Consider the following 22,360-nt stretch of genomic DNA (forward strand, 5'->3'; position numbering starts at 1 on the left):
CTCCATTCTTCAAAGGCTACCGTCCACAGTTCTACTTCCGTACAACTGACGTAACTGGTAACGTTGAGCTTCCAGAAGGCGTAGAAATGGTAATGCCTGGTGACAACATCAAGATGACTGTTGAGCTAATCGTTCCAATCGCGATGGACGAAGGTCTACGTTTCGCGATCCGTGAAGGTGGCCGTACAGTAGGTGCTGGTGTTGTTGCAACTATCGTAGAATAATCTACAGATTGCAGTAACACTTTGAAAAAGGTCGCTTAGGCGGCCTTTTTTAATGCCTGAAATATGAGAAAAGTGGGGCGTTCAGTTAAACTGGCTCATTTCACCTTGCGCAAAGGAAATGCCAGTGCAAGCACTGTGTCATTAGCCCTTTGCACGACAGTAATGCAATAAGCATTGTGAAAAAGGCCATTCTCTAATAAAGAGCGTGGCCTTTTTAATGCCTGAAATATGAGAAAAGTGGGGGGTCAGTTAAACTGGATCATTTCACCTTGCGCAAAGGAAATGCCAGTGCAAGCACTGTGTCATTAGCCCTTTGCACGATAGGTGGCGCCTTCCACAAGGCAATGTTGGTGCTTGTAGCTACAATCGTAGAATAATCTACAGATTGCTGTAACACTGTGAAAAAGGTTGCTGAGGCGGCCTTTTTTAATGCCTGGAATATGAGAGTGGGTCGTTTAGTGTGGAGCTACATCCATGTAGCTACGCCCATCGCGCATCTCGATAATTGCTCCTGCATTATTCTACTTCCCCGCATCCATGTGGGTCCGTGCGCTCTCCTCCTCATGCTGCGAAGCGGTGGTGACTCCGTGCTTCTTGTCTTACGCTCTTCGAGCCAGCATAGCTGTTCAAAAGTATTCCAGATACTTTTGTCGTACACTTTCCACCCTTGCGAAAGAGATTGCGGTATTAGCATCAGGCGATACGATGATTTGTCACTGAACACAGTTACCATTGTTGCGACTTGTGCAGTGCACCATGATTATAACCCGACATGAATTTGAATTAGGAAAGAGAGTAGTAAAGCTGATTAATTAATGATTAATATACGATTTTATAATCACTCAATACGCTTCTTTAGCCGTAATTTGAGTAGTTATATTCTCAGTATTTGACGAGAGCGTTGTTCATTTCATTAATGTTAAATGTTTAATATTCAGAGATTGTTTTTTTGGTTGATGTTTATTCAATTGTTTGTTTTTTCTGAATGTATAATGAACATTTTTATTGACAGGTTAGTGCTCGCGTGTAGAATTTAGGTAACTTTTTTAATATAAAGATAAATGGAAATGAAATACTCAATTATCCCTGCTGCTGCACTAGTAATGTTGTCTGGCTGCGCAAGTGTTATGACTTCTGATATGCAAACTATCCAGGTAACAACAAACACAGGTAAAGTTGTTGAAGTGACTGCTGATGGTAATCTAGCAAACACCCCAGGTGCCGTTCAGGTGCTGAGAGATGGTCAGGATAAAGTGATCAGAACCACTGCTGCGGGCTGTGCTTCTGAAACACCAATTAAGAAATCTGTTACGCCTGCATTTTTCGGTAACATCCTTATCGGAGGCGTGTTTGGTTCAACCACAGATTCCTCAACAGGTAAAATGTGGGACTATGCAGATAGCGTAGAAATCCAGTGTGATAACTAAGCTGTAGTTCCAATATGAAACAAATATTAAGCTGTTTTATAACAGCTTTTTTTTTATTCACGGTGCAGTCTGTTGCACATACCACAGCACCATTGGAGCGTCTTGCTAATTCAAAACAGTGGCATCTGTTACTTCATTTAGATGACAACGGTATGCCTCAGATTAAGGACCCACAGTTTGTACTTTCTGCTGAGTCTGGCCACTTCTCGGCAAAGGCTGAGCTGGATAAAACACTGGCGTTAATGAATGAAGATCTTCGCCTTGCTTATTGCCAGTTTCCTGCGCGAGTGACGCTTATATCGCAAGCCACCGGGCAGATACTTTCCCCCGATATGGCTCAACAATGCCCTGAATTACAAAAGTTTCTTGATTATGTTCCCTTTGATTCACTGACACTGGTTTTTGCATCAGAAGTGGTGACGTCTGCATCCAGTATGATGGGACATATATTTTTTAAGGCCGAAGGCAAAAATCACAAAGGGACGGACGTGGCCCACTCTTTGGCTTATTTTACGGAAATCACCACATTCAACCCATTTAAACTACTGGTTGAGAGTACCTACACGGGAATGCCAGGGTTTTTCTCAGTGCGGCCATTTTCCAAAGATTTGGTGAAGTATCGTGATATTGAACAACGCAGCTTGTGGCAGTATAAATTAAAGGCAGACCCTAAAAAGCTATCGTTATTGCAGTTACACTTGTGGGAGCTTAAAGGTAAAGAGTTAGTATACTATTTTCAATCGTATAACTGCGCTACGATGACGCTTGAACTTCTGGCTTTGCTCAATATCGATATTATCGATGAAAAAGGCAGTATTGTGTCACCTTTGGATGTTGTGAAGGCGGCTACAAAGCATAGGCAAGTAGATACAATTCATGTCGATGCATCGGATTTATGGCTCGTACATGCCATGTCTGATGAGCTACCTGCCTCCAGCCTAGCTAGAATGGACCAGTTGCTTGTCAGTGATTTGTCTACCTTGGGACAGGCGCCATTAACGCCGCTTGAGAAAGAGTACCTGATGAGATCGTTAAAGTACCTTTCTGTCTCCGAGCGTGCACAGACTTATGTTGCGGATCTTCAGGCTGAAGTCGATCAGCATCAGCTTAATTTGATGCATCATAAAATGCCGACTAAGGCTCCCCAAGATTCTTCTTTTGATCTGCGATTTGCGAGGCAAAGAAATGGCCATGATGTAATTAAACTAGGCTGGTTACCCGCTGGACATTTTTTGCAAAGTGATACTCGGCAGTATTTGTCGGAATCAGAACTACAAATGGGCTATACCGTTTTGGCTTATGATTTTGATGCGCAAAGTTTGAGCCTGGATGAGTTGACGCTCTATAAAGCGCGATCTTTAGCGGCATCTTTACCTGCATTTGGACAATTATCTTCACAAGTGTACTTTGGTTACCGGCCACAAAAAACACAACAGCTCGATGAAAAGTCGTTGCTGGAGCTCTCAGGTCTTGCTGGCAAATCATATCAGTTACACAGAGACATATTGGGTTATTGGTTACTGGGTGGCGGTTTGACATCGGATGTCAGCCATACCCGTGGCTATATCGAAGCCACTGCAGGGTTATCGGCAGATGTACTGGTAGACAGTAAATTTACGCTGGAGTTGGGGGCGATAAGCGGTGCTGTCGCCGAGTCAAGCCGCAGTCATTACTTAAATACTTCCCTGAGCTGGTTTATGACCCAGGACAGTATGTTCAATCTGTCTTTTAAACTAGAGCGAAATCGTGATTATGAAAACCATGAGTTGGGTGTGCAATTTGTTCTGCATTATTAGGTGCATGGTGACTTAATTATTGCTCAATCGTGTATCCAGTGCTTCACTTAAGCGGTGAATGGTATTTTATCAGTGGGTGCAATATGGCATTAGTTTCTTATAACCGGGTGGGGGCGTTTTGCTGGGCAGAGCTGTGCACCAGCAATTGGCAGGAGGCGAAAGCCTTTTACACGCAACTTTTTGACTGGGGGTTTGACGATCAACCAATTGGAGAGGGCGCTTATTATACAATGCTGCAAAAACAGGGCGATGATATTGCGGCTATGTATCAGATGATGCCGCAGCAGAAAGAAGCGGGTGCGCAGAGCCAGTGGCTGAGCTATATCGCGGTTGAGAATGTGGATGAGATGGCTGACAGAGCGCAGGCACTGGGCGCTGAAATCATTGCCGGCCCGCATGATGTGCCTGAAGCGGGCAGAATGGTGATGTTACAGGAACCCGCAGAGGGGGCCCATTTTGCGCTTTGGCAGGCAAAAGAGCACCCGGGGTGCCTCCGAGAGCTGGAAGCTAATGTGCCTTATTGGTTTGAGTTGGCGACACGGAGTAGCCAAAAAAGTAGGGCATTTTACAGTGCACTACTGGGTTGGCAGGCGCAAGATAAGCCTATGGAAGGCATGGATTATGTGTTGTTCAGCGCACGCGACACAGTTGTGGCGGGCATGTTACAGATGAGTGAAGAATGGGGAGATGAGATCCCCGCACATTGGATGACCTACTTTGCAGTGCTGGATTGCGATGCCATGGCCGATAAAGCCCGGACTCTGGGTGGGCAAGTGTGTGTGCCGCCGACGGATATCCCTCAGGTTGGTCGATTTGCTGTGATCACTGACCCTCAGGGGGCTGTCTTTTCAATTATTCAATCTCAAATGCATGACATTGAACCTTAACTCACATATGGCTAAGGTACGACCGCCTGTTCTTTAGTCTAGTGAGATCAGCTGCCCCTGACACTGAGAAAAGGCGTTTTCCAGTCGCTCTGCATATTGCCTGAGTTGTCCGCTTTTTCTTATTGCTTTTATGTGGGCACTGAGTTTCGGTACCAGAGCCTGGTGCTTTTTATGAACATAATGATAGATGGTAAAAGTACGTGCTGAGGCCGTTTTACTATACAGTGTGGTCAATCCGGACTCACATAAGGAGCCCAAGGCATATTTATCTGTGGCTAATATCCGATTGACGCGGCCACGGCTCAGTGCCTGATAGGCTGATATGTCATTCTGGACCCGGTTACAATTGAGCTGGTGCTGCTGACAAAACCAAACTGTGATCAGATTACCGGCAATGATTGCCAGGTCTGTTTCATAAGACAGGTCACAGTACTTTGGATCTGTACAAAGCAGCATCAATTTGAGTTGACCGAGTGGTGCAGGCACAGCGATTAAATTAGCATAGCGTGCACCAACTAAGTCAACGCGTCCGGCTTCCGCATCCAGTTCACCCTCATTCACCAATTGCAGGCCCCGCTCGCTTGGCAAGAACTCAAATTCCGGTTGGATCCCCAATGGCGCATAAATGGCGCTGAACATCGCTGTGATTTGCTGCTGCCCGAGCGTATATGACAAAGCTTCGCTGATATTGACACGATAGGTATTTGCTAGCGCAGCTGGCAGCCACAACAGGGCGATCAGGATGAAATATCGTGGCAAGAGTGTACTCCCTTAACTGGCGTCCTTTAAAGGTAGCAGAACCTGGTGAGGCTGAAAGTAATCACCGCAATCTATAGAATGGCTGGTATGCTAATGTGAGCGCAGATAAATAAACGAGGAGAAAGGTATGTCAAAACATGTGGTGATCACCGGCGCTAACCGTGGTATTGGTTTGGAGTTATGCCGACATTATGTAGCAGCGGGTGATCGGGTAACGGCCGTAGTGCGTCGTACATCGGAAGAGCTTCAGTCGCTAGGCGTTACAGTCCTTGATGGCATTGATGTTAGTATTGCCGAAGATGTGCGCACACTGTCATCAGCTCTTGGAGACCAGGTTATTGACATACTGATTAATAATGCTGGCATTTTTCACAATGAAACCCTGCAACAGATGGATTTTACCACTTTGGAACAGCAGCTGATGGTCAATGCCGTCGCACCAGTGCGTGTTACGCATGCGTTGCTGCGCAATCTAACTGCGGGGGGCAAGGTGGCGATGATCACCAGCCGAATGGGCTCCATTGAGGACAATGGCTCGGGTGCTTATATAGGCTATCGTATGTCCAAAGCGGCGCTGAATGCGGCTGGGGTGAGTCTGGCGCATGAGCTAAAGCCGCAGGGAGTTGCTGTGGCTTTGCTTCACCCGGGGTTGTACAAACGCAGATGGTCAATTTTGCCGGTGATATTTCTGCGACAGACGCCGCGCAGCGTCTAATCCAACGTATTGCTGAGTTAACGTTGGAAACCAGTGGTGGATTCTGGCACGCCAATGGCGATCGCTTGCCCTGGTAAGTGCAGGGTAGTACACCGGAAAGGGGCAAATTTGTGCTAAACTTCGGGCAGGTATTTGCATAAATGAGCTAATTTTCATGGAACTTCAAGAAAACACCCCACTAAACCTGCCTCTGTTTAAACTGGATGATAATCTGGCTGAGCGCGATATCGCGCAGCCTGACCTGACACTGGAAGTTATCCTGGATGCCAATCTACTGGCCAATCTTTGTCAGAACCCCGCCCCCGAGCAAAGTGTGAGTATTCCACTTGAAGGTTATCAGGTCAGTAACATCGAACACCAAGTGGCTGAGGTTTTGAGCCATGGCCACCAGGCGCAGTTGTTGCTTAATCACGGTCCGGTACTGAGTGCCGTTTTAAGCTGTGAAAGCGAGGTTGTGTTTGTTTCTCCACCAATGGAAATGATGCCCACATTCGATTTAGGGCTTGATGACGAAGAGGATGAGTAATGCGCAGATCGGGCTGGATACTGATTGGCTTAGTTACGTTTTTAAGTGGGTGTGTGGCATTGGGTATGAATCATTACGATGATTTGTTCGGGCCACAGCAGGTGCAACAGCGCATCCAACCGCAATCAGAGCCGCACGGCGCGGCTTACCTAAATGATATTAAGCCAATTCTGGATACCCGGTGTGTGGTATGCCATGGCTGTTATGATGCGCCCTGTCAGCTTAAATTGAGCTCACCAGAAGGCATAGACCGAGGGGTAAGTAAAACCCGAGTGTATGATGGCACCCGCTTGCTGGCCGAATCTCCAACCCGCTTACTGTTTGATGCGCAGTCTACATCACAATGGCGTGAGAAGGGTTTTACCCCTATTCTCAATGAGCGCGTACAAACGGAGTATGCCAACCTCAACGGCAGTGTGCTGTATAATAGCTTACTGCTCAAACATACGCAGCCGTTTGCTCAGCAAGGGCTGTTGCCTCAGCACTATGACTTTTCATTAGACAGAGCGCAGACCTGTCCGACGATGGATGAGTATCCAGACTATGCTAAAGAGCAGCCCCATGCAGGCATGCCCTATGGTTTGCCGGCACTGACGAACAGTGAATTTACACAACTCACTGAATGGATCAAGCAAGGCTCGCCGATGAGCCAGATTGCCCCACCCAATGCGAATGAGCAATTGGCCGCTGCAAAGTGGGAAAGCTTTTTAAATCAGGATGATAATAAGTCTCGTCTTGCCGCTCGTTATATTTATGAACATTGGTATCTGGCGAACGCTTATTTTGACCGCCTGGGTGGCGAGGCCTTTTTTAAGTTAGTGCGCTCTAAGACGCCACCGGGTGAGCCCATTGAACTTATTGCGACGGTCAGGCCATTTGATGACCCCAAAATCACACGGGTTTATTATCGTTTTATGCAGGTACGCAGCACTATCCTGTCTAAAACGCATATGCCGCTGGCACTGAATGACGACAAACTGGCACGCTTGCAGGCGCAATTTATTCACAGTGATTATCAGGTGCCACAGTTACCGGGCTATGCCCCTAAACTGGCAGCGAACCCCTTTAAAGTGTTTGCGGCGATCCCCGTGAAGTCACGGTATCAATTTATGCTCGATGAAGCGGAACTGATCGTCAAAGGTTTTATTAAAGGCCCGGTGTGTCGTGGTCAGATAGCCCTGAACGTGATCAACGACCACTTCTGGGTGGCTTTTGTGGACCCTGAGAAAAATGCGTCGCCGGCCGTGGCGCAATTGCTTACCCGTCATGATGATGACTTGCTCCTACCAGCGGCAGAGCAGAGTAATGTTTTGCCTTTATCGAGCTGGGCGAAGTATGCCAAGCGCCAGCATGATTATTTGGAAGCCAAAACGGCCCTGTCTAATCAGGTATTTGCCGATGGCAAGCAGCTTAACCTTGACTTGATCTGGCAAGGAGAAGGACACAATCAGAATGCCGCATTGACTATATTCCGCCACTTTGACAGCGCCACCGTGGTGAAAGGGTTCATTGGGCAAGCTCCCAAAACGACCTGGGTGCTGGATTATGCTTTGTTTGAGCGGATCCATTATTTACTGGTCGCGGGCTTTGATGTGTATGGGAATATTGGCCATCAGTTGGTGACCCGGTTATATATGGATTTTTTGCGTCTCGAAGGCGAACAGAACTTTCTGAATTTACTGCCGCTGAGTCAGCGCCAGGCGATTAAACAGCACTGGTATCGTAAATCTCATTTGAGCCTCAGTGAGTTCATTAACCGCAAGTCATTACTGGGGGCGCCGTCTGGGATCCACTATCACAGCGATGACCCACAGGCAGAATTGTATGACATGTTAAAAGCGCATCTGAAGCCGGTTCTGAGTGAGGCCTACGATTACACCGCCGTTCCGGCAGCACTGCAACCACTCAATACACTGCCCGTGCGCGCGATTAATCAGCTGCCTCAGGTGTCGTTTATTTTGGCTGTTGATGGCAAAGGCGAGCATCAGCCCTACACCCTGATCCACCACAATGCGCACTTTAATATTTCTAGTCTGCTGAATGAGGAAGGTCAGCGTGCGTACGAAGAAGACACTGCGACTGTGGTACCAGGGTTTATCGGTGACTACCCGGAAGCTATCTGGCACCTGCCGAATCAGGCGCATATAGACGCTTTTGTGCAACAGCTGGGTGAGGTGCGTAGCGAGTCGGATTACCGGATGCTAAAAGCCACGTTTGGGATCCGTAGAACACACCCGCAGTTTTGGCAATACAGTGACCTATTGCACCGTGTTGCCCGTGACGTGCGGGGTGTAGAGTACGGATTGTTTGACTACAACCGATTGGAAAACAGGTAACTAACAGCGGGCTCAGGCCCGCTGATGATTATTTCAGATTGCTGGCGGCACGGACTGCTGCTAGCAGTACACTTTCTTCCAGACGCACTTTGTAATTGGGGTTGGCATACTGAAACTGTACCAGACCCGCTTTATCAATGACAAAGACCGCAGGTACTGGCAGTGCCACTCGGCTTTTGCCATCCAGGTCGACAAACTGCACACCCATGCGGTCGCGATAGGCTTTTGCGGTTTTGTCATCAAGGTAATATGCCAGTCCCAGTGCCTGAGTTAAAGCCAGCTGGTTATCTGAGAGTAACCGGTAATTGGGTGAACTGATGGTACTTTTACTCAATGCTTGTGGGCTGTCCGGTGAAACCGCAACTATCTGTGCATCTAGCTCAACAATTTGCTTTTCAATTTTTTGTAGTCCAGCCAACTGACGAGAGCAATAGGGGCACCAGCCACCACGGTACACCACCAAAACAGTGGTTTTGTCCTGATACAGCTTGCTCAGATCGATGGCCTTGGCATTGTTATCCTGCAGCGTTAAAGCAGGGGCTGTGAGGCCAGGAAGCAAGGGGGATACCTTCTCCGGGTGATCACTGATGTTAGTGGCTTGTGCAGCTGACAGAGAAAAAGACAGTAATTGCGAGACTGAGAGTGTTATCGCAAGAAGTATGGATCGCATGTAAAACCTCAAAAATGTATTTATGACTCCTAATAGAACGGGGCAGAGCAAAAAAGCTTTCATCGTGGCATTTGCACCACTGTGTGGGTATCATAGCGCTTTGACTGAATAGTGAGAGTGAGAGCCCAAATATGTCTGCGAATAGTGCAAAGCTGGTTGTGATGCTAGAGATGCAAAACGCCATGAATACCAAAGTGCATGAGCAATGGTTCAGCCAGGGGTTTGAATGGTACCGGGCCATCTGGGTTGAGTGTGCAGAAATGTTGGACCACTACGGTTGGAAGTGGTGGAAGAAACAAACCCCGGATACCGAGCAAGTGATCCTGGAGTTGGTCGACATCTTCCACTTTGGCCTGTCGCTGCGCATTGATGGTGAAACGACTTATGAGGCACTGGCAGCACAGTTGGATAGTGAGTTGTCTCAGCCTTTGTATGCCGAAGATTTTAAGGCAACGCTGGAAGTCCTTGCTGCATCGGCTGTGGCCGACAAAACCTTCAATGCCGCCGCTTTTGCAGGGTGTATGCAGCAGATTGGTATGAGCATCGACGACCTATATCGGGGATATGTGGGTAAAAACACCCTGAATTTCTTCCGCCAGGACCATGGATATAAAGATGGTAGCTACATCAAAGAGTGGCATGGCAAAGAAGACAATGAGCACCTGGTTGAAGTTGTGAAAAGCCTGGATACAGAACATCCAGACTTTGCTAAGCAGGTATATCAGGGCTTGCAAGCGCGCTACCCAGGCTGATCAGCTGATCGGTAGTAACGTGCGGTAGTCACAAATGGCCGGGTAGTCAGTGATGTCGTTGTGAGGTTGCTGGCTATCCGGATTCGCGATGGCCAGTAAATGCCCGATGCCATATTCTCTTGCTGCGGCCAACACCGCCAGACTGTCATCGACAAATAAAGTTCGGTCTTTATCAAACCCCAGATCAGCCTGAACCTGTTGCCATAGCTGCTGGCTTTCCTTACTCACCCCATAGCTGTGCGTTGAAATTAATTTATCCAGGTATTGGTCAAACTGGGTTCTTTCTACTTTAAGACTTAAGCTATCCGGGTGCGCATTGGTGAGTAAAATCAACTCTTTTCCAGCTGCTTTTAATGCTTGTAAAAATGCTGGTACATCCTCGCGTACAGAAATCAGATGCTGGATCTCGCGCTTGAGTTCCATAATGGGCAATTGAAGTTGTTGTTGCCAGTAATCCAGGCAATACCACTCAATCTGTCCCATGACAGCTTCATAGCGCGCGAGAATATCAGCCCGGGCTTGTTCGAGTGTCAGACCTTGCTTAACGGCATGGGCTTTTGGGATCACGTCGAGCCAAAAGTGATTATCAAAATGCAGGTCGAGTAACGTGCCGTCCATATCCAGCAACACAGTATCGATCTTTGACCAATTTAACATAGGCTTTTACCTGTAAAGGCTTTATGATGAGGTTAATCGCCATGATAGCAAAATAATCTCTATGTCACAGAAAAAGCACCCAATTCCCCCTGAGATAATAGCCTCTGAGGTTGTCGCAAAAAGTAAGCTCTTTACGGTTGAGTCACTGTCGCTGTCATTTTCTAATGGTGAGCGCCGTGAGTATGAACGTGTTCGTGGCGGCGGCCGGGGTGCCGTAATGATAGTGCCCATATCAGCCGAAAATGAGCTACTATTAGTGAGAGAATACTGTGCGGGGACACATGATTATCAGCTTGGCTTTCCAAAAGGGCTGATTGATCCGGGGGAAACCCCGATTGAAGCGGGAAATCGTGAGTTAAAAGAAGAAGTTGGCTTTGGCGCTCATCAATTTTGTGATTTGAAAACCTTATCACTGGCACCCAGCTACTTTAATGCCAGAATGCATATTTTAGTGGCCCAGGATTTATATCCGGAGCAATTGGCTGGTGATGAGCCTGAACCGCTGGTGGTGGTGAAGTGGCCCATGTCGCAATGGCAAGGGTTACTGAGTCAGCCTGACTTTACAGAAGCCCGTAGTGTCGCCGCGTTGTTGTTACTGCAACAGTACCTGACAACGGAGGCTTAATGCAGTCATTTTTAGAGCCCTGTATTGCGCTTGCTGAACAGGCTGGGCAAGCGATCATGGCCATCTATCAGCAAGACGACATAGGTGCGCGGGAAAAGTCAGATCATACGCCGGTGACGGCTGCCGATTTGGCTTCGAATGAAGTACTGACCGCTGGGCTTCAAGCCCTGGCCCCAGATGTACCGATCATGTCAGAAGAGACACCCATTCCCCCGCTAGAGAATCGACAACACTGGCAACGTTACTGGCTGCTGGACCCTATGGACGGTACCGGAGAGTTCATTCTTGAAAGTGGTGATTTTGCAGTCAACATAGCGCTGATTGAGAACAATCAGCCTGTGCTTGGTGTGATCCATTGGCCGGCAAAAGACGTGACCTATTTTGCTACCCATCAGGGTGGTGCGTTTAAGCGCATCGCAGGACGCGATGAGCCGATTTCTGTTGCCCCGAAAAGCACCCTGACTCTGGCTGTGAGCCGCAGGCAAAAAATTGAGGCTGTAAGTCAGTATTTAAACAGCCAGTTTGATACGGTGGCACTGGGGTCTTGTTCGCTTAAGGCGTGCATCGTGGCTGAAGGAAAGGCTGACTGCTTTTTACGGGTTGGGCCGACCGGTGAATGGGACACGGGGGCATCACAGGTGATTGTTGAAGAAGCTGGAGGCTGTATCACGGATGCTGAATTTAACCCGCTGACATACAATCAAAGAGAAAGTACAGAAAATCCCGATTTCATTGTGATGGGTCATCCCGACTGGCAGTTTCAGAAGCTGATTAATCCGCATCAGAGAGAGCAATAGCCTGGCGGTCGTTTTGGCCGCTAAGACAATAAATGTCATATTTGGGCGTTAAACTAGAGTGGTTTGACTGCTTTTTGAGCGGTTGGTGCCCTTTTCTCGATTAATACCTTGCAATATTAAATCAATTCTATATTATAGCGACCTCTTAAAGAGTTAGGGCAAATTAAGCCTCATAAAAAACTGTTTAAGTACTTCTCTCAACAGAAGTAAAACGTTGAAAATACAGGCGCGGGATGGAGCAGCCTGGTAGCTCGTCGGGCTCATAACCCGAAGGTCGTCGGTTCAAATCCGGCTCCCGCAACCACTTTTAAAGTGGTAACGTCGAACTTCGTCGGTTCGCTCTTCATAAGTCAAGGGCTCCTGTAACCACTTCTCTCAACAGAAGTAAAATGTTGAACATACAGGCGCGGGATGGAGCAGCCTGGTAGCTCGTCGGGCTCATAACCCGAAGGTCGTCGGTTCAAATCCGGCTCCCGCAACCACTTTCTGAGTGGTAACGACGAAGGTCGTCGGTTCGCTCTTCATAAGTCAAGGGCTCCCGCAATCACTTCTTAAGTGGTCTTCACCGAAGGAAATCGGTTCACTCTTCATAATTCAAAATCTCCTGTAAGTACTTTCAAGTGGCAACACCGAAAGGTCGTCGGTTTACTCTTCATAATTCAAAATCTCCTGTAAGTACTTTCAAGTGGCAACACCGAAGGTAGTCGGTTCACTCTTCATAATTAAAAATCTCCTGTAAGCACTTTAAAGTGGCAACACCGAAAGGTCGTCGGTTCACTCTTCATAAATCAAGGGCTCCCGCAACCACTTCTTGAGTGGTAACGCCGAAGGTCGTCAGTTCGCTCTTCATAAATCAAGGGCTCCCACAACCACTTTCTGAGTGGTAACGGCTCCCGCAACCACTTTCTGAGTGGTAACGCCGAAGGTATTTGGTTCACCTTTCATATCTCAATTCTCTTTCACTACTCAATCATTATTTAACTTATCGTTTTCGTTTTTCTCTTTGCTTTAATCATCAACACGTTTTCGAGTATAAATAACTTTACGTCCGCTTCTGTGTCTAGTCTCATCAATTATGATTGGTCGAATGTAGCGCTGATCTGATTTGGGTGCTGTACTGCAACAGATATTTAGGGAAAGTAACAAAAAGAGTGAGGGGAAGAAGGAGAAGTGGCAGGGCCACTTCTCACTGCAGGTTAAAACTGTTTTGCGTACTCTTCTGCATGACGCCATACACGCAGGGTATTGCCACCCAGTATTTTCTTGATCTGTCCTTCGGTGTAGTTGCGGTCCAACAGACCCTGTACCAGGTTAGGGTAAGTAGAGACGTCTTTTAATCCGATAGGCAATGAATCACCAACACCGTCATAATCGGAGCCAATCCCCACATGGTCGATACCAATGAGTTCTACGACATGATCAATGTGGTCGAGTACTTGCTCCAAAGTGGCGTATGGGAATGGGTTTTTCGCACGGTATGCTGCTCTGAAATCGGTTTTGCTTTTGCCCTGACTGGTTGCTTGCGCTTCTGCTTCATTGCGTTGGTCGTACCAACTGCGGGAGCTGGCTGTAACAAAGCTTGAACCAAAGTTAATTTGAATGACTCCGCCATTCTTTTTCAGGGCTTTGAGCATATCGTCATCCATATTGCGCTCAAATCCAGGAGTGTATTTGCGCAACGAGGAATGTGATGCAATCACGGGTACTTTAGACAGTTCCATCACTTGATAGAAGGCGGCATCTGAAATATGCGAGACATCGATCAGCATACCAATCTTATTCATTTCCACGACAAGCTTTTTACCAAATGGGCTCAGGCCTTTCCACTTACGGCGAATGTCGTACGACGAGTCAGAAATATGGTTGCTTTGTGAGTGTGCCAGAGTGATATAGCGTACACCTCTATCAAAGAAATGCTTCAGGTTGTTCATATCACCTTCAATGGGGGAGCCGTTCTCCATGCCCATTGCAACCGAGATTTTCTTTTCACGAAAATGACGAAGGATATCTTTGGTATTGTAGGCCATGGCAAATTTATCTGGTGCGCGTTGCGCCAGCGCTTCCATGCCATCTATTAGCTGGTTTGCCAGTTGGTAGCTTTTACCTTTGCCTTCAAACTCCAGGTTCGCAGGAATATATATCGACATAAAGGGGGCGTTCAGACCACCCTGTACCGCACGGGGATAATCAAAGTCGCCGCCTTTCGTGGCCTTAGTGACATCTTCCCAGTGCTCCTTGATACGATAAGGAACGTCGATGTGTGTGTCTATCAGGAGGTTCTGCTGAGCGATGCGGTGAGCGCGCTCAGATACCTTAATGTCGCTGGCGTAGGCATTCGACAAGCTTAAAGCCAGGGCGCAGAGTGTAGCGGGTAACTTCATGGATTGACCTTGTTATTCTTTGTAGTGTGTGTCGATTGTAGCAAGTTGGCGTTGATCTACAATCCATTCTGTCGGTTTGCCCGTGGGACTGATCGAAATTAGTCGTAGGTGTAATCCTCGGTTTGCATCGCCTGGAATTGGGCTTTCGAAACAATATTGACAGACTCATGCAATTCAGAATAAACCAGTAATGCTTCTCCTGACTTAAGCTGAGCATGAACCTGCTCGACTTTACGTTCCGTACTGATTTCACTGTCACCATAGTCGGTGCCTTCCCGCAGCACATAATGCTCAATTAGATTGCTTAGCGTGGCTGGATCCAGTTGCTGATATGGAATGATCATAATTTCTTTAAACTCGATGATTTAGTAGTGAATGCAAATAAGCGGGGACAATTTGCTCAAGCCAGAAAACAGGCCTGAGTGGGTTGCGACCGGCAATAAAGCCGACATGGCCCCCTTGCGGCGATACTGCCAGCGTAACCTGATCGCTGATCTGAGCCTGAGTTGGGATCGCACGGGTCGACAGCATGGGATCATCGGCTGCATGGATCAGCAAGGTCGGCGTGGCTATTTGCTTCAGATAGGGTTGCGCACTGGCTTTGGCATAGTAATCTTCTGCACCTTTAAAGCCATGTAATGGCGCAGTGATCCGCTCATCAAACTGCCATAGATCACGGATCTGCTGAATCTCATCACGGCCGATCTGAAGTGCATCTTCTATTTGATCAAACTTGCGCGAAAAAGAGCGCTTCATGCGATCAAGCAAGTATTTTTGATACAGTTTAAAACAGCTCTTGCGGATCACCTGGCAGGAGGAAGACAAGTGGTAGGGTGCAGAGATCACCGCAGCCCCATCCAGCTGGCTGTCGTGGCCTTGTTCTCCAAGGTATTTGGCCAGCACATTACCGCCCAGCGAGAATCCCACTGCGTACAAGGGACGATCAACAAAGCGTTGTTTCAAGGTTTGCAGTAAAAATGCCAGGTCGCCGGTTTCACCGCTGTGGTAGGCCCGGGCCTGACGGTTCACCTGACGTGAGCAGTTACGAAAGTGCATCAGTACGGCGTCCAATCCGGCAGTGGTCAGTGCCCGAAGCAGCCCTTTGGCATAAAAGCTATTGATGTTACCTTCAAGTCCGTGCAGTACGACAACCAGCGGAGCTTGTTGATTACCATTATTTGCCCAAGCCAGCTCTAGAAAGTCATCGTCGGGTGTCTCGAGATGCTCGTAGCGTACATTGGCTTTCAGGTTTGGCCTGAACAGACGGGGCAAAATGGTTTGCAGGTGACGGTTACGCATCCACCAGGCGGGTTGAAAGGTTAACTCTGACGGCTCTAACATGTGGTTTGTATTTCCTGTAAATACCTCTGCGACGGTGAGACTCATGTATGCACCCAGAAGAGCAATCGCATCGTGTGACGCCAATCAAAAAGCGGGGATGATGAGCCTGAAAGTGCCATCAGTGTATCAAACTGCGGGAAATAACCAAAAGAATGTTCGGGTAATACCAATTTGCTTAATTAAGTGTTCTATTTTGAGGCGAGAAAATAGGGTCGATAACCAGACAAAAATTTGTGAACCTATGTCTAAGGTATAAGGTTCTAAATGAGAAATTTTTAACGCCGTTAGCGTCCTATTTGCTCCTTCAAATTGAACAGGTATTAAGTGAAATTGGTATAATAAAAAGCACCCGATCAGCCAGGCTGATAAGGTGCTTTGTGCGTCGTGCTTAATTCTAGAACGGGAACTAATTGCTTAACGTTTCAACAACATGTTTCGAATAACATAAAAGAGTGTCGACGATTTACTCAGGTACTTCTGCTTCTTGCACTTTCTTGATGAAGTAGTAGACGTAGAAACAACACAGTACGATTACCACGCCCAAGATGCCGAAAGAGAGAAATAACACTGGGTCAGTAAAAAAGTCTCTGAAGAATACGTTCATGTCTGTGCCTCCTGATTTGTCGATGAAGTAATCTTAGTCGAGCATGCACAGAGCAGATATGATCAAGATCAAGTTTCCGGGGGCCCTATACAGGACTCGGTAAATTGCTTGATCCCGATCATGTTTTTATGGGGATAGTGAGTCGTTGGGTGGGAGTCAGGTAGTGTGCCAGGTTATCTGGGTGTGGGTTTTGCTGTGGTGATTGCTGATTGAGGTAGTCAATCAGCATAGTTTGCTGGCACTTTTCCTGGGCCAGTTCTGCATTGAGCATGTGCTGGCGCAGCTCAGCATACGCTTCATAGTGCTGATGTTGCTGCTTTAATATGCGACGTATTTGACGCTGAGGATGCAAAACGGTGTGGTCAAATGCGTCACACAGCGCGTGCAATGCCTGAACGTGTGTGGCATGAAGTGACAGATCACGTGCGTCCAGGTACATCAACAGTAAAATCAGGTTGACGTTTTTGTGATCATTATCTTGCAGCGCGAGCAGGGCATCCTGCATGCCTGCACGCGCATATTGCGTGCAGGCATAAGTCCAGAAATCTGCAGCGTCTAGCATATCTCGCCACTTTGTTCGAAATGGGTCTGTTTTTCTTCAAGCTCTTCCAGAGCCATAAGCAGCGCTTCTTCGGTGTCGTTTAGCTGTGGCGTGAGTTTAGCTTGTTGGGCCAGTAACTCACTGAGTTTCCCTTTATTTTGTTCAGAGTACAGGTCGTTGTCAGACAATGCTGTTTCAACCTCCCCAAGTGCAGCGCTGAGTTTATCGAGCTCTTTCTCCAGCTTGTCGATCGATTTTTTCAGGGGTTGTACGGCCTTGCGGAATTCCGCTTCCAGGCGCTTCTGTTCTTTGCGATTAACACTTGAGTGGGCCTTGTCTTCGTTGCTGTCTTTGCGCACGGCTTCTTTGTTGGCGTTAAGTAGCCACTGGTAGTAGGCATCCAAGTCATAGCCAAAGGCGCTCACTTCACCCTGATCAACCAGGTAATACTCATCCGCCGTATGTTTAAGCATATGGCGATCGTGCGATACGGTGACCATCGCTCCTTCAAAGCCTTGCAATGCCATCACCAGGGCATGACGCATTTCGAGATCCAGGTGGTTAGTGGGCTCATCCAGCAGCAGCAGGTTCGGTTTTTGATACACCAGCATGGCGAGCACAAGGCGTGCTTTTTCGCCCCCAGAGAAAGGTTTGACTGGCTCCAGGGCCTTGTCGCCGTTAAAGGCGAAGCCGCCCAGAAAGTCACGTAGTGACTGCTCACTCGCTTGTGGGTCGAGGCGCTGTATGTGGGTAACCGCGCTGGCAGAAAGATCGAGCGATTCCAATTGATGCTGGGCGAAATAGCCAATTTTCAGCCCCTGATGCTGAAATACCTCTCCCGCCTGAGGTGATAGCTCACCGGCAAGCAGTTTAATCAGCGTAGACTTACCTGCACCATTGCGGCCCAGCAGGGCGATACGGCTACCCGGCACCAGATTGAGTTTTATTTTGTGTAAGATAGTCACCTCACCATATCCGGCCTGAGCCTGATCTAATGTCATCAGTGGGTTAGGCATGCTATCCGGGTTACTGAATTCAAAGCTAAACGGTGAATCAGCATGGGCGGGCGCCAGCTTTTCCATGCGCTCCAGGGCCTTAACCCGGCTTTGCGCTTGCTTGGCTTTACTGGCTTTGGCTTTAAACCGGGTGATAAATTGCTCCAGGTGGGCAATGGTGGCTTGTTGTTTTTCGTATAACGCCTGTTGCTGCGCCATGCGCTCGGCCTTTTGGCGTTCAAACTGGGAGTAGTGGCCTTTATAAACGTTGAGCTGCTGTTGGTCCACATGCCAGATTTGATCGACCACTGCATCGAGAAACTCCCGGTCGTGTGAGATCAGTACTAACGTACCTTGATAGGCTTTTAAGAAACGTTCCAGCCAGTAAACGGCGTCAAGATCGAGGTGGTTGGTTGGCTCATCCAGCAGTAACAGGTCGGCATCACGGATCAGTGCCTGGGCGAGGTTCAGGCGCATTCGCCAGCCACCAGAAAAGGCACTGACCGCATCACCCAATTGTGTATTGCTAAATCCCAGACCATGTAATAACTCACCGGCTTTGGCTTCTATTCCATAGCCGCCAACTACTTCTATCTGCTGATGCAGGCGAGCCTGCTCGGCACCGTCGCCCGACGCCTCGGCACTGTGCAGCGCACTGCGCAGTGCATAATATTCGGGGTGACCCTGTAGCACGTATTCCAGCGCACTGATAGCCAGTGCAGGCGTTTCCTGCTTTACGGATGCAATGGACCAGTCTTTCGGAATTTGCAGCTCGCCCGCATCCAGATGTAATTCTGATTTGAGCAACGCAAACAAGGAGGATTTGCCACACCCATTGGCACCGACCAGACCCACTTTGTGTTGTGGAAATAAGGTGGCGCTGGCATTTTTAAGCAGCGTTTTACCACCGCGCATAAGTTCAATATTCGAAAGCTGGATCATACCGTTACATCACTGTTTACTAATGCGCCCATCATAACACGGATCCCTACGGACACTCCAAGCGTATCAACAGCGGAGAATATAGGATAAAATAGCCAACCAGGGCGCGCAGCCCGTGATATGAATCGTCAACTGAACCGTTTACGGATCAGCTAACCTGAGGTAACTAAAGGTGAGAAAGAAAAAACGCTTTATTGCAGGGGCATCTTGTCCTGAGTGTCACGAAGCTGATGTCATGATGTTGTACAAAGAGCATGACGTGGAAAAGGTGGAATGTGTGAAGTGTGGTCACATCATGACACAGCCGAAAGAAGCTGTTCAGGCCTCAACACGCCAGTTTGAGCAGGTTATCGGGGTATTCAGGCCAGAATAACCGGAGCTCAAATGGCTTGGCTCCGTAGTCAGGCTAATAATGTGGTGGAGGCGGCTCCTGATGCTGGGGCATCATGCCCGGATCTTTGCCTTCTTTGATTTTTTCTGCCAGTAACTCAACCTGCCGCTGCATGATTGCCAGACGTGCCTGATGCGCACTCAGTTCGTTGTTTAAAATTTCTATGGTTTCGTCCTGAAATGCTACTTTGGCTTCCAGTTCGTTAATGCGATCTTCGAGGTCTGTCATGATTACTCTCTTGCAAATTGTTCTAACAGGCCGCTGGAGCTCTCTGTCAACAGGGTTTCATCATTCCCGGTAAACGCCACATCAAAGACAACAGCAGACTTAGGCCGGCTTCCCTCGCGTGGCTTGACGCGCCAGGTCGCCAGCTTTTCACCACTATCAACCTGCCACAGGGTCAGTTGTCTGTTTGGCGAGCCCGTTGCAATTAATTGCCCATCCTGATTAAAGCGCACGGCACTGAATATTTTCTGCCGCGCAATATACTGTAATTGCGCTTTGATTTCACCTGATGTGAGTTGCCAGATGCTGGCCTTTTTCATACTGTCTGCTGTAAACGCGTAACGTCCCTGGGGATCCAAGGCGACTTTAGTGACCCGGCTGGGGTGATTGAATCTATGGATAACCTGGCCAGTCCGGGTATCCCAAAAGTAAGCGCTGTAATCATTTGCGCCGGTTAACGCAAAGTGGCCATTGGGGGATAAAGCAATACTGTTAATTTTTTCTTGGTGGCCAAGGAACTCTATGCGTCTGCCGCTTTCTAAGTCGAGATGCACAACCACATTGTCGCTGCGTCCATATAAGACATAACGGCCTTCGTTGCTGATGGCGATGTCGCGAATGGTGCCTTGTTCAATCTGGTAATAACCAACATTTTGTCCATCGGACAAGCGCCAGATTGCAAAGCGATCGTTGGCTGCAGTGACGGCACTGGAGTTGTCATGGGCGATGGCCAGAGAGTGCACCAGTTCATCCGCTTGTTGCGACTGGGACCACTGATATTTTAAACCATGGGTGGTGTTATCCCATAAAACCACGCCATGTTCGATGGATGACACTAAACTGTAACGCCCATCGTGTGAAATAGCCGCGGCGAATGCACCACGTGCGGCATGTTCAACGGTCAGCAATGCATCTGAACTGTCTGTTGAACAACCAGATAACAGTGATGCGGTGATAATTAAAGCAGTTTGAGCGTTGCGCCATAAAAATTTGGGCATAAAATCGGTATTTCCTCTTAACTCCATGATTTGCACCGAGTAGACTAATGGGTAATTTGTAGAGGTCACAAAACTGATATTAGCCTATCGGTATATCAATGTCGCCGATCTCGAAATGAATTTTGCGTCAAAAAGAGAAATTTGGCTTTATGCGCTACGGATGGTAATGTGACATCCACCCTTTTTTAAGATTAATATAATTTTAACAAAGACACCCAACCAGGATAGTGATATTTGACTCTGAGCCTGGGTTTGTCGGAGAGAAAACATGAAACACACAATTAAGTTATCTTTAGTGGCTGCCTCGGTTCTGGCACTGACCGCTTGTAACCAAAAAGCAGAAGAAAAAACAGCGCAAGTTGCAGAAGTAAAGCTGGAGACTGAAGTTCAGCAGCAAGCTTATGGTATCGGTGCATCCGTTGGTAACTTCCTGCAAAAAGATATGGCAGATAAAAAAGAGCTTGGTATTGAGCTGGACCAGGCACTGATCATGCGTGGATTTAAAGACGCACTAGATGGAAATGCAAAACTAGACGAAGCGAAAATTCGTGAAGTACTAACTGCATTGGATTCTTCTGTACGTGAAAAGCAAGCAGCGAAAGCACAAGCTGATGCTGAGAAGAACAAAGTTGAAGGTGCTGAGTACCTGGCTGAGAACGCGAAGAAAGATGGCGTAAACGTCACTGACTCGGGTCTGCAGTATGAAGTACTGAGCGAAGGTGAAGGTAAAAAGCCAGTTGCAACGGACATCGTGAAAGTACACTACAAAGGTACTTTGCTTGACGGTTCTGAGTTCGACAGCTCTTATGCGCGTAACCAACCAGCTACTTTCCCACTGAACCAGGTTATCGCGGGTTGGACTGAAGGTCTGCAGCTGATGGCGGTTGGCTCTAAGTACAAGTTCACTATTCCTTCAGAACTGGGCTACGGTGAGCGCAACCTGGGTAAAATCCCTGCTAACTCAACCTTAGTTTTTGAAGTAGAGCTGCTGGAAATCCAGGAAGAGAAAGAGCACGGCCACGATCACGCGCACGACTCAGAGTAATGCCTGCTGATGCCTCATCTAAAGGTGAGGCAACTGAAAGCAGATATAAAAAAAGGACCGTCAGGTCTTTTTTATATCAATTTTCGAGGTCAAGCACAGCTGATATTAATCTTCGCTGTGGTTGGCATAGAGGTTATCGATGAGCTCATCTTCGAGTGCGAAGCGTAATTCTAGGGCTTCACCGAGCTCCGACAGATCTTTGTCAAAGTTTGTCATCAGAGTTTCCGACTGCATTTCTGCATATTTGTCGTTAAAATCCAGTGCCAGGTCGGTCGTGTCAGTGATCCTAGGGTACAATGACTGAGCCAGTTTCAGGCTTTGCGGGCCCTTCTCTTTACACGCTGCGACCAGGTTGTCATAAATCTCAAAGTGTCCGGCGGACAGGTAATCCATCAGGATCTGACAAAAAGTCTGAATTTGTAGCTGATCAGGCAGTGCCCGGTCATCCTGTTCAAATGGAGACAGGCCTGCAACCTTACAATACAGCAGCAAAAGCTCCTGTCGTTCAGCTAACCAGTTGTCGATAACGCTATGGCTACCTCCCCACCTTTGTTGGGCTTGTTCTAAGCGTGACAGCATAGTTATCTCCTTAGCGGGTCATCATCTGCCCGTGGCTTGCCAAAAACATCGGCACAGTGTGACCCAAAGTGGGGTCAAAACTTAATAGTGACCACCTAAAAGCGGTGATGCCGATTATGTTTATCTGTCTTCTATAAAAAGGAAATC

22 protein-coding genes, 2 tRNA genes and 2 pseudogenes are annotated in these 22,360 nt (G+C 47.9%); 14 read left to right on the forward strand and 12 right to left on the reverse strand.

Annotated elements, in window-relative coordinates:
• The 4 genes and pseudogenes from tuf to IY568_RS20125 all read left to right on the forward strand — a co-directional run.
• Positions 1-224, forward strand: a pseudogene (gene tuf, locus IY568_RS20110) (elongation factor Tu); the annotation flags it as partial.
• A gap of 1,067 nt (positions 225-1,291) precedes the next feature.
• Positions 1,292-1,651, forward strand: a complete 360-nt coding sequence (locus IY568_RS20115; RefSeq protein ID WP_125564777.1) for an adenosine deaminase — start codon at positions 1,292-1,294, stop codon at positions 1,649-1,651.
• 152 nt (positions 1,652-1,803) lie between these two features.
• On the forward strand, positions 1,804-3,447 hold the full coding sequence (locus IY568_RS20120; protein WP_194868507.1) for a DUF4105 domain-containing protein: 1,644 nt from the start codon (positions 1,804-1,806) through the stop codon (positions 3,445-3,447).
• Between the two features lie 83 nt (positions 3,448-3,530).
• Complete coding sequence (locus IY568_RS20125; protein WP_194868508.1) at positions 3,531-4,334, forward strand: VOC family protein; 804 nt, start codon at positions 3,531-3,533, stop codon at positions 4,332-4,334.
• A 33-nt stretch (positions 4,335-4,367) separates the two neighbouring features.
• Here IY568_RS20125 and IY568_RS20130 read toward each other — a convergent pair whose 3' ends face one another.
• Complete coding sequence (locus IY568_RS20130; RefSeq protein WP_125564772.1) at positions 4,368-5,093, reverse strand: transporter substrate-binding domain-containing protein; 726 nt, start codon at positions 5,091-5,093, stop codon at positions 4,368-4,370.
• Positions 5,094-5,220: 127 nt separating this feature from the next.
• On the opposite strand from IY568_RS20130, the pseudogene IY568_RS20135 reads away from it, so the two are divergent.
• The 3 genes and pseudogenes from IY568_RS20135 (at position 5,221) to IY568_RS20145 (ending at position 8,670) form a co-directional block, all read left to right on the forward strand.
• A pseudogene (locus IY568_RS20135) lies at positions 5,221-5,885 on the forward strand (SDR family oxidoreductase).
• 77 nt (positions 5,886-5,962) lie between these two features.
• Positions 5,963-6,334, forward strand: a complete 372-nt coding sequence (locus tag IY568_RS20140) for a hypothetical protein (RefSeq protein ID WP_125564768.1) — start codon at positions 5,963-5,965, stop codon at positions 6,332-6,334.
• Positions 6,334-8,670: a fatty acid cis/trans isomerase gene (locus IY568_RS20145; RefSeq protein ID WP_194868509.1), complete on the forward strand. Its 2,337-nt coding sequence runs from the start codon at positions 6,334-6,336 to the stop codon at positions 8,668-8,670. The genes IY568_RS20140 and IY568_RS20145 overlap by 1 nt, the downstream gene beginning before the upstream one ends.
• Before the next feature lie 28 nt (positions 8,671-8,698).
• Here the strand turns inward: IY568_RS20145 and IY568_RS20150 are convergent, their stop codons facing one another.
• Positions 8,699-9,340: a peroxiredoxin-like family protein gene (locus IY568_RS20150; RefSeq protein WP_125564764.1), complete on the reverse strand. Its 642-nt coding sequence runs from the start codon at positions 9,338-9,340 to the stop codon at positions 8,699-8,701.
• A 131-nt stretch (positions 9,341-9,471) separates the two neighbouring features.
• Here IY568_RS20150 and IY568_RS20155 point away from each other — a divergent pair, with 131 nt between their 5' ends.
• Positions 9,472-10,092, forward strand: coding sequence for a dUTP diphosphatase (locus IY568_RS20155; protein WP_010387004.1), 621 nt, complete (start codon positions 9,472-9,474; stop codon positions 10,090-10,092).
• Here IY568_RS20155 and yrfG read toward each other — a convergent pair whose 3' ends face one another.
• The gene (gene yrfG / locus IY568_RS20160) at positions 10,093-10,749 is read right to left on the reverse strand and encodes a GMP/IMP nucleotidase (RefSeq protein WP_125564760.1); all 657 of its coding nucleotides are present in this window, start codon (positions 10,747-10,749) and stop codon (positions 10,093-10,095) included.
• Positions 10,750-10,810: 61 nt separating this feature from the next.
• Here yrfG and nudE point away from each other — a divergent pair, with 61 nt between their 5' ends.
• The 4 genes from nudE to IY568_RS20180 all read left to right on the forward strand — a co-directional run bounded on the left by nudE (position 10,811) and on the right by IY568_RS20180 (position 12,653).
• Entirely contained in the window at positions 10,811-11,374 is a 564-nt protein-coding gene (gene nudE, locus IY568_RS20165) for an ADP compounds hydrolase NudE (RefSeq protein ID WP_125564758.1), read from the forward strand.
• Complete coding sequence (cysQ, locus tag IY568_RS20170; RefSeq protein ID WP_125564756.1) at positions 11,374-12,171, forward strand: 3'(2'),5'-bisphosphate nucleotidase CysQ; 798 nt, start codon at positions 11,374-11,376, stop codon at positions 12,169-12,171. Before nudE ends, cysQ begins: the two co-directional genes overlap by 1 nt.
• Positions 12,172-12,398: 227 nt before the next feature.
• A tRNA-Met gene (locus IY568_RS20175) sits at positions 12,399-12,475 on the forward strand.
• Between the two features lie 101 nt (positions 12,476-12,576).
• Positions 12,577-12,653 (forward strand) — tRNA-Met (locus tag IY568_RS20180).
• A 714-nt stretch (positions 12,654-13,367) separates the two neighbouring features.
• On the opposite strand, the gene IY568_RS20185 is transcribed toward IY568_RS20180, so the two are convergent.
• The 6 genes from IY568_RS20185 to IY568_RS20210 form a co-directional block, all read right to left on the reverse strand.
• On the reverse strand, positions 13,368-14,552 hold the full coding sequence (locus IY568_RS20185) for a dipeptidase (RefSeq protein WP_125564307.1): 1,185 nt from the start codon (positions 14,550-14,552) through the stop codon (positions 13,368-13,370).
• 98 nt (positions 14,553-14,650) lie between these two features.
• The gene (locus IY568_RS20190) at positions 14,651-14,896 is read right to left on the reverse strand and encodes a YheU family protein (protein WP_125564309.1); all 246 of its coding nucleotides are present in this window, start codon (positions 14,894-14,896) and stop codon (positions 14,651-14,653) included.
• Between the two features lie 7 nt (positions 14,897-14,903).
• Positions 14,904-15,893 (reverse strand): hydrolase, encoded by a 990-nt coding sequence (locus tag IY568_RS20195; protein WP_125564311.1) that lies wholly within the window; start codon positions 15,891-15,893, stop codon positions 14,904-14,906.
• Between the two features lie 463 nt (positions 15,894-16,356).
• Positions 16,357-16,497, reverse strand: coding sequence for a DUF3149 domain-containing protein (locus tag IY568_RS20200; RefSeq protein WP_010386996.1), 141 nt, complete (start codon positions 16,495-16,497; stop codon positions 16,357-16,359).
• A 118-nt stretch (positions 16,498-16,615) separates the two neighbouring features.
• Positions 16,616-17,059: a TIGR02444 family protein gene (locus IY568_RS20205; RefSeq protein WP_125564313.1), complete on the reverse strand. Its 444-nt coding sequence runs from the start codon at positions 17,057-17,059 to the stop codon at positions 16,616-16,618.
• Positions 17,053-18,975: an ATP-binding cassette domain-containing protein gene (locus IY568_RS20210; RefSeq protein WP_125564315.1), complete on the reverse strand. Its 1,923-nt coding sequence runs from the start codon at positions 18,973-18,975 to the stop codon at positions 17,053-17,055. Before IY568_RS20210 ends, IY568_RS20205 begins: the two co-directional genes overlap by 7 nt.
• Before the next feature lie 172 nt (positions 18,976-19,147).
• On the opposite strand from IY568_RS20210, the gene IY568_RS20215 reads away from it, so the two are divergent.
• A complete protein-coding gene (locus tag IY568_RS20215) occupies positions 19,148-19,348 on the forward strand; it encodes a YheV family putative zinc ribbon protein (protein WP_010386993.1) in 201 nt (66 codons plus the stop codon).
• A gap of 33 nt (positions 19,349-19,381) precedes the next feature.
• On the opposite strand, the gene IY568_RS20220 is transcribed toward IY568_RS20215, so the two are convergent.
• Both IY568_RS20220 and IY568_RS20225 read right to left on the reverse strand, forming a co-directional pair.
• A complete protein-coding gene (locus tag IY568_RS20220) occupies positions 19,382-19,594 on the reverse strand; it encodes a SlyX family protein (RefSeq protein ID WP_194868510.1) in 213 nt (70 codons plus the stop codon).
• A gap of 2 nt (positions 19,595-19,596) precedes the next feature.
• On the reverse strand, positions 19,597-20,589 hold the full coding sequence (locus IY568_RS20225; RefSeq protein WP_125564316.1) for a WD40 repeat domain-containing protein: 993 nt from the start codon (positions 20,587-20,589) through the stop codon (positions 19,597-19,599).
• Positions 20,590-20,857: 268 nt separating this feature from the next.
• Here IY568_RS20225 and fkpA point away from each other — a divergent pair, with 268 nt between their 5' ends.
• Positions 20,858-21,634 (forward strand): FKBP-type peptidyl-prolyl cis-trans isomerase, encoded by a 777-nt coding sequence (fkpA, locus tag IY568_RS20230; protein ID WP_049863512.1) that lies wholly within the window; start codon positions 20,858-20,860, stop codon positions 21,632-21,634.
• Positions 21,635-21,739: 105 nt separating this feature from the next.
• Here fkpA and rsd read toward each other — a convergent pair whose 3' ends face one another.
• Positions 21,740-22,213 carry a sigma D regulator gene (gene rsd / locus IY568_RS20235; protein WP_125564318.1) on the reverse strand — a complete coding sequence of 158 codons (474 nt, stop codon included), beginning with the start codon at positions 22,211-22,213 and terminating at the stop codon, positions 21,740-21,742.
• Positions 22,214-22,360 lie beyond the last annotated feature (147 nt).

This window comes from Pseudoalteromonas sp. PPB1, from assembly GCF_015356275.1.
GTDB lineage: Bacteria > Pseudomonadota > Gammaproteobacteria > Enterobacterales > Alteromonadaceae > Pseudoalteromonas > Pseudoalteromonas rubra_D.

Bases quoted from the DNA above. Each gene is read 5' to 3' on its own strand.
- IY568_RS20115 (WP_125564777.1), top strand. From the start codon at position 1,292: ATGAAATACTCAATTATCCCTGCTGCTGCACTAGTAATGTTGTCTGGC.
- IY568_RS20120 (WP_194868507.1), top strand. From the start codon at position 1,804: ATGCCTCAGATTAAGGACCCACAGTTTGTACTTTCTGCTGAGTCTGGC.
- IY568_RS20125 (WP_194868508.1), top strand. From the start codon at position 3,531: ATGGCATTAGTTTCTTATAACCGGGTGGGGGCGTTTTGCTGGGCAGAG.
- IY568_RS20140 (WP_125564768.1), top strand. From the start codon at position 5,963: ATGGAACTTCAAGAAAACACCCCACTAAACCTGCCTCTGTTTAAACTG.
- IY568_RS20145 (WP_194868509.1), top strand. From the start codon at position 6,334: ATGCGCAGATCGGGCTGGATACTGATTGGCTTAGTTACGTTTTTAAGT.
- IY568_RS20150 (WP_125564764.1), bottom strand. From the start codon at position 9,340: ATGCGATCCATACTTCTTGCGATAACACTCTCAGTCTCGCAATTACTG.
- IY568_RS20155 (WP_010387004.1), top strand. From the start codon at position 9,472: ATGTCTGCGAATAGTGCAAAGCTGGTTGTGATGCTAGAGATGCAAAAC.
- yrfG (WP_125564760.1), bottom strand. From the start codon at position 10,749: ATGTTAAATTGGTCAAAGATCGATACTGTGTTGCTGGATATGGACGGC.
- nudE (WP_125564758.1), top strand. From the start codon at position 10,811: ATGTCACAGAAAAAGCACCCAATTCCCCCTGAGATAATAGCCTCTGAG.
- cysQ (WP_125564756.1), top strand. From the start codon at position 11,374: ATGCAGTCATTTTTAGAGCCCTGTATTGCGCTTGCTGAACAGGCTGGG.
- IY568_RS20185 (WP_125564307.1), bottom strand. From the start codon at position 14,552: ATGAAGTTACCCGCTACACTCTGCGCCCTGGCTTTAAGCTTGTCGAAT.
- IY568_RS20190 (WP_125564309.1), bottom strand. From the start codon at position 14,896: ATGATCATTCCATATCAGCAACTGGATCCAGCCACGCTAAGCAATCTA.
- IY568_RS20195 (WP_125564311.1), bottom strand. From the start codon at position 15,893: ATGTTAGAGCCGTCAGAGTTAACCTTTCAACCCGCCTGGTGGATGCGT.
- IY568_RS20200 (WP_010386996.1), bottom strand. From the start codon at position 16,497: ATGAACGTATTCTTCAGAGACTTTTTTACTGACCCAGTGTTATTTCTC.
- IY568_RS20205 (WP_125564313.1), bottom strand. From the start codon at position 17,059: ATGCTAGACGCTGCAGATTTCTGGACTTATGCCTGCACGCAATATGCG.
- IY568_RS20210 (WP_125564315.1), bottom strand. From the start codon at position 18,975: ATGATCCAGCTTTCGAATATTGAACTTATGCGCGGTGGTAAAACGCTG.
- IY568_RS20220 (WP_194868510.1), bottom strand. From the start codon at position 19,594: ATGACAGACCTCGAAGATCGCATTAACGAACTGGAAGCCAAAGTAGCA.
- IY568_RS20225 (WP_125564316.1), bottom strand. From the start codon at position 20,589: ATGCCCAAATTTTTATGGCGCAACGCTCAAACTGCTTTAATTATCACC.
- fkpA (WP_049863512.1), top strand. From the start codon at position 20,858: ATGAAACACACAATTAAGTTATCTTTAGTGGCTGCCTCGGTTCTGGCA.
- rsd (WP_125564318.1), bottom strand. From the start codon at position 22,213: ATGCTGTCACGCTTAGAACAAGCCCAACAAAGGTGGGGAGGTAGCCAT.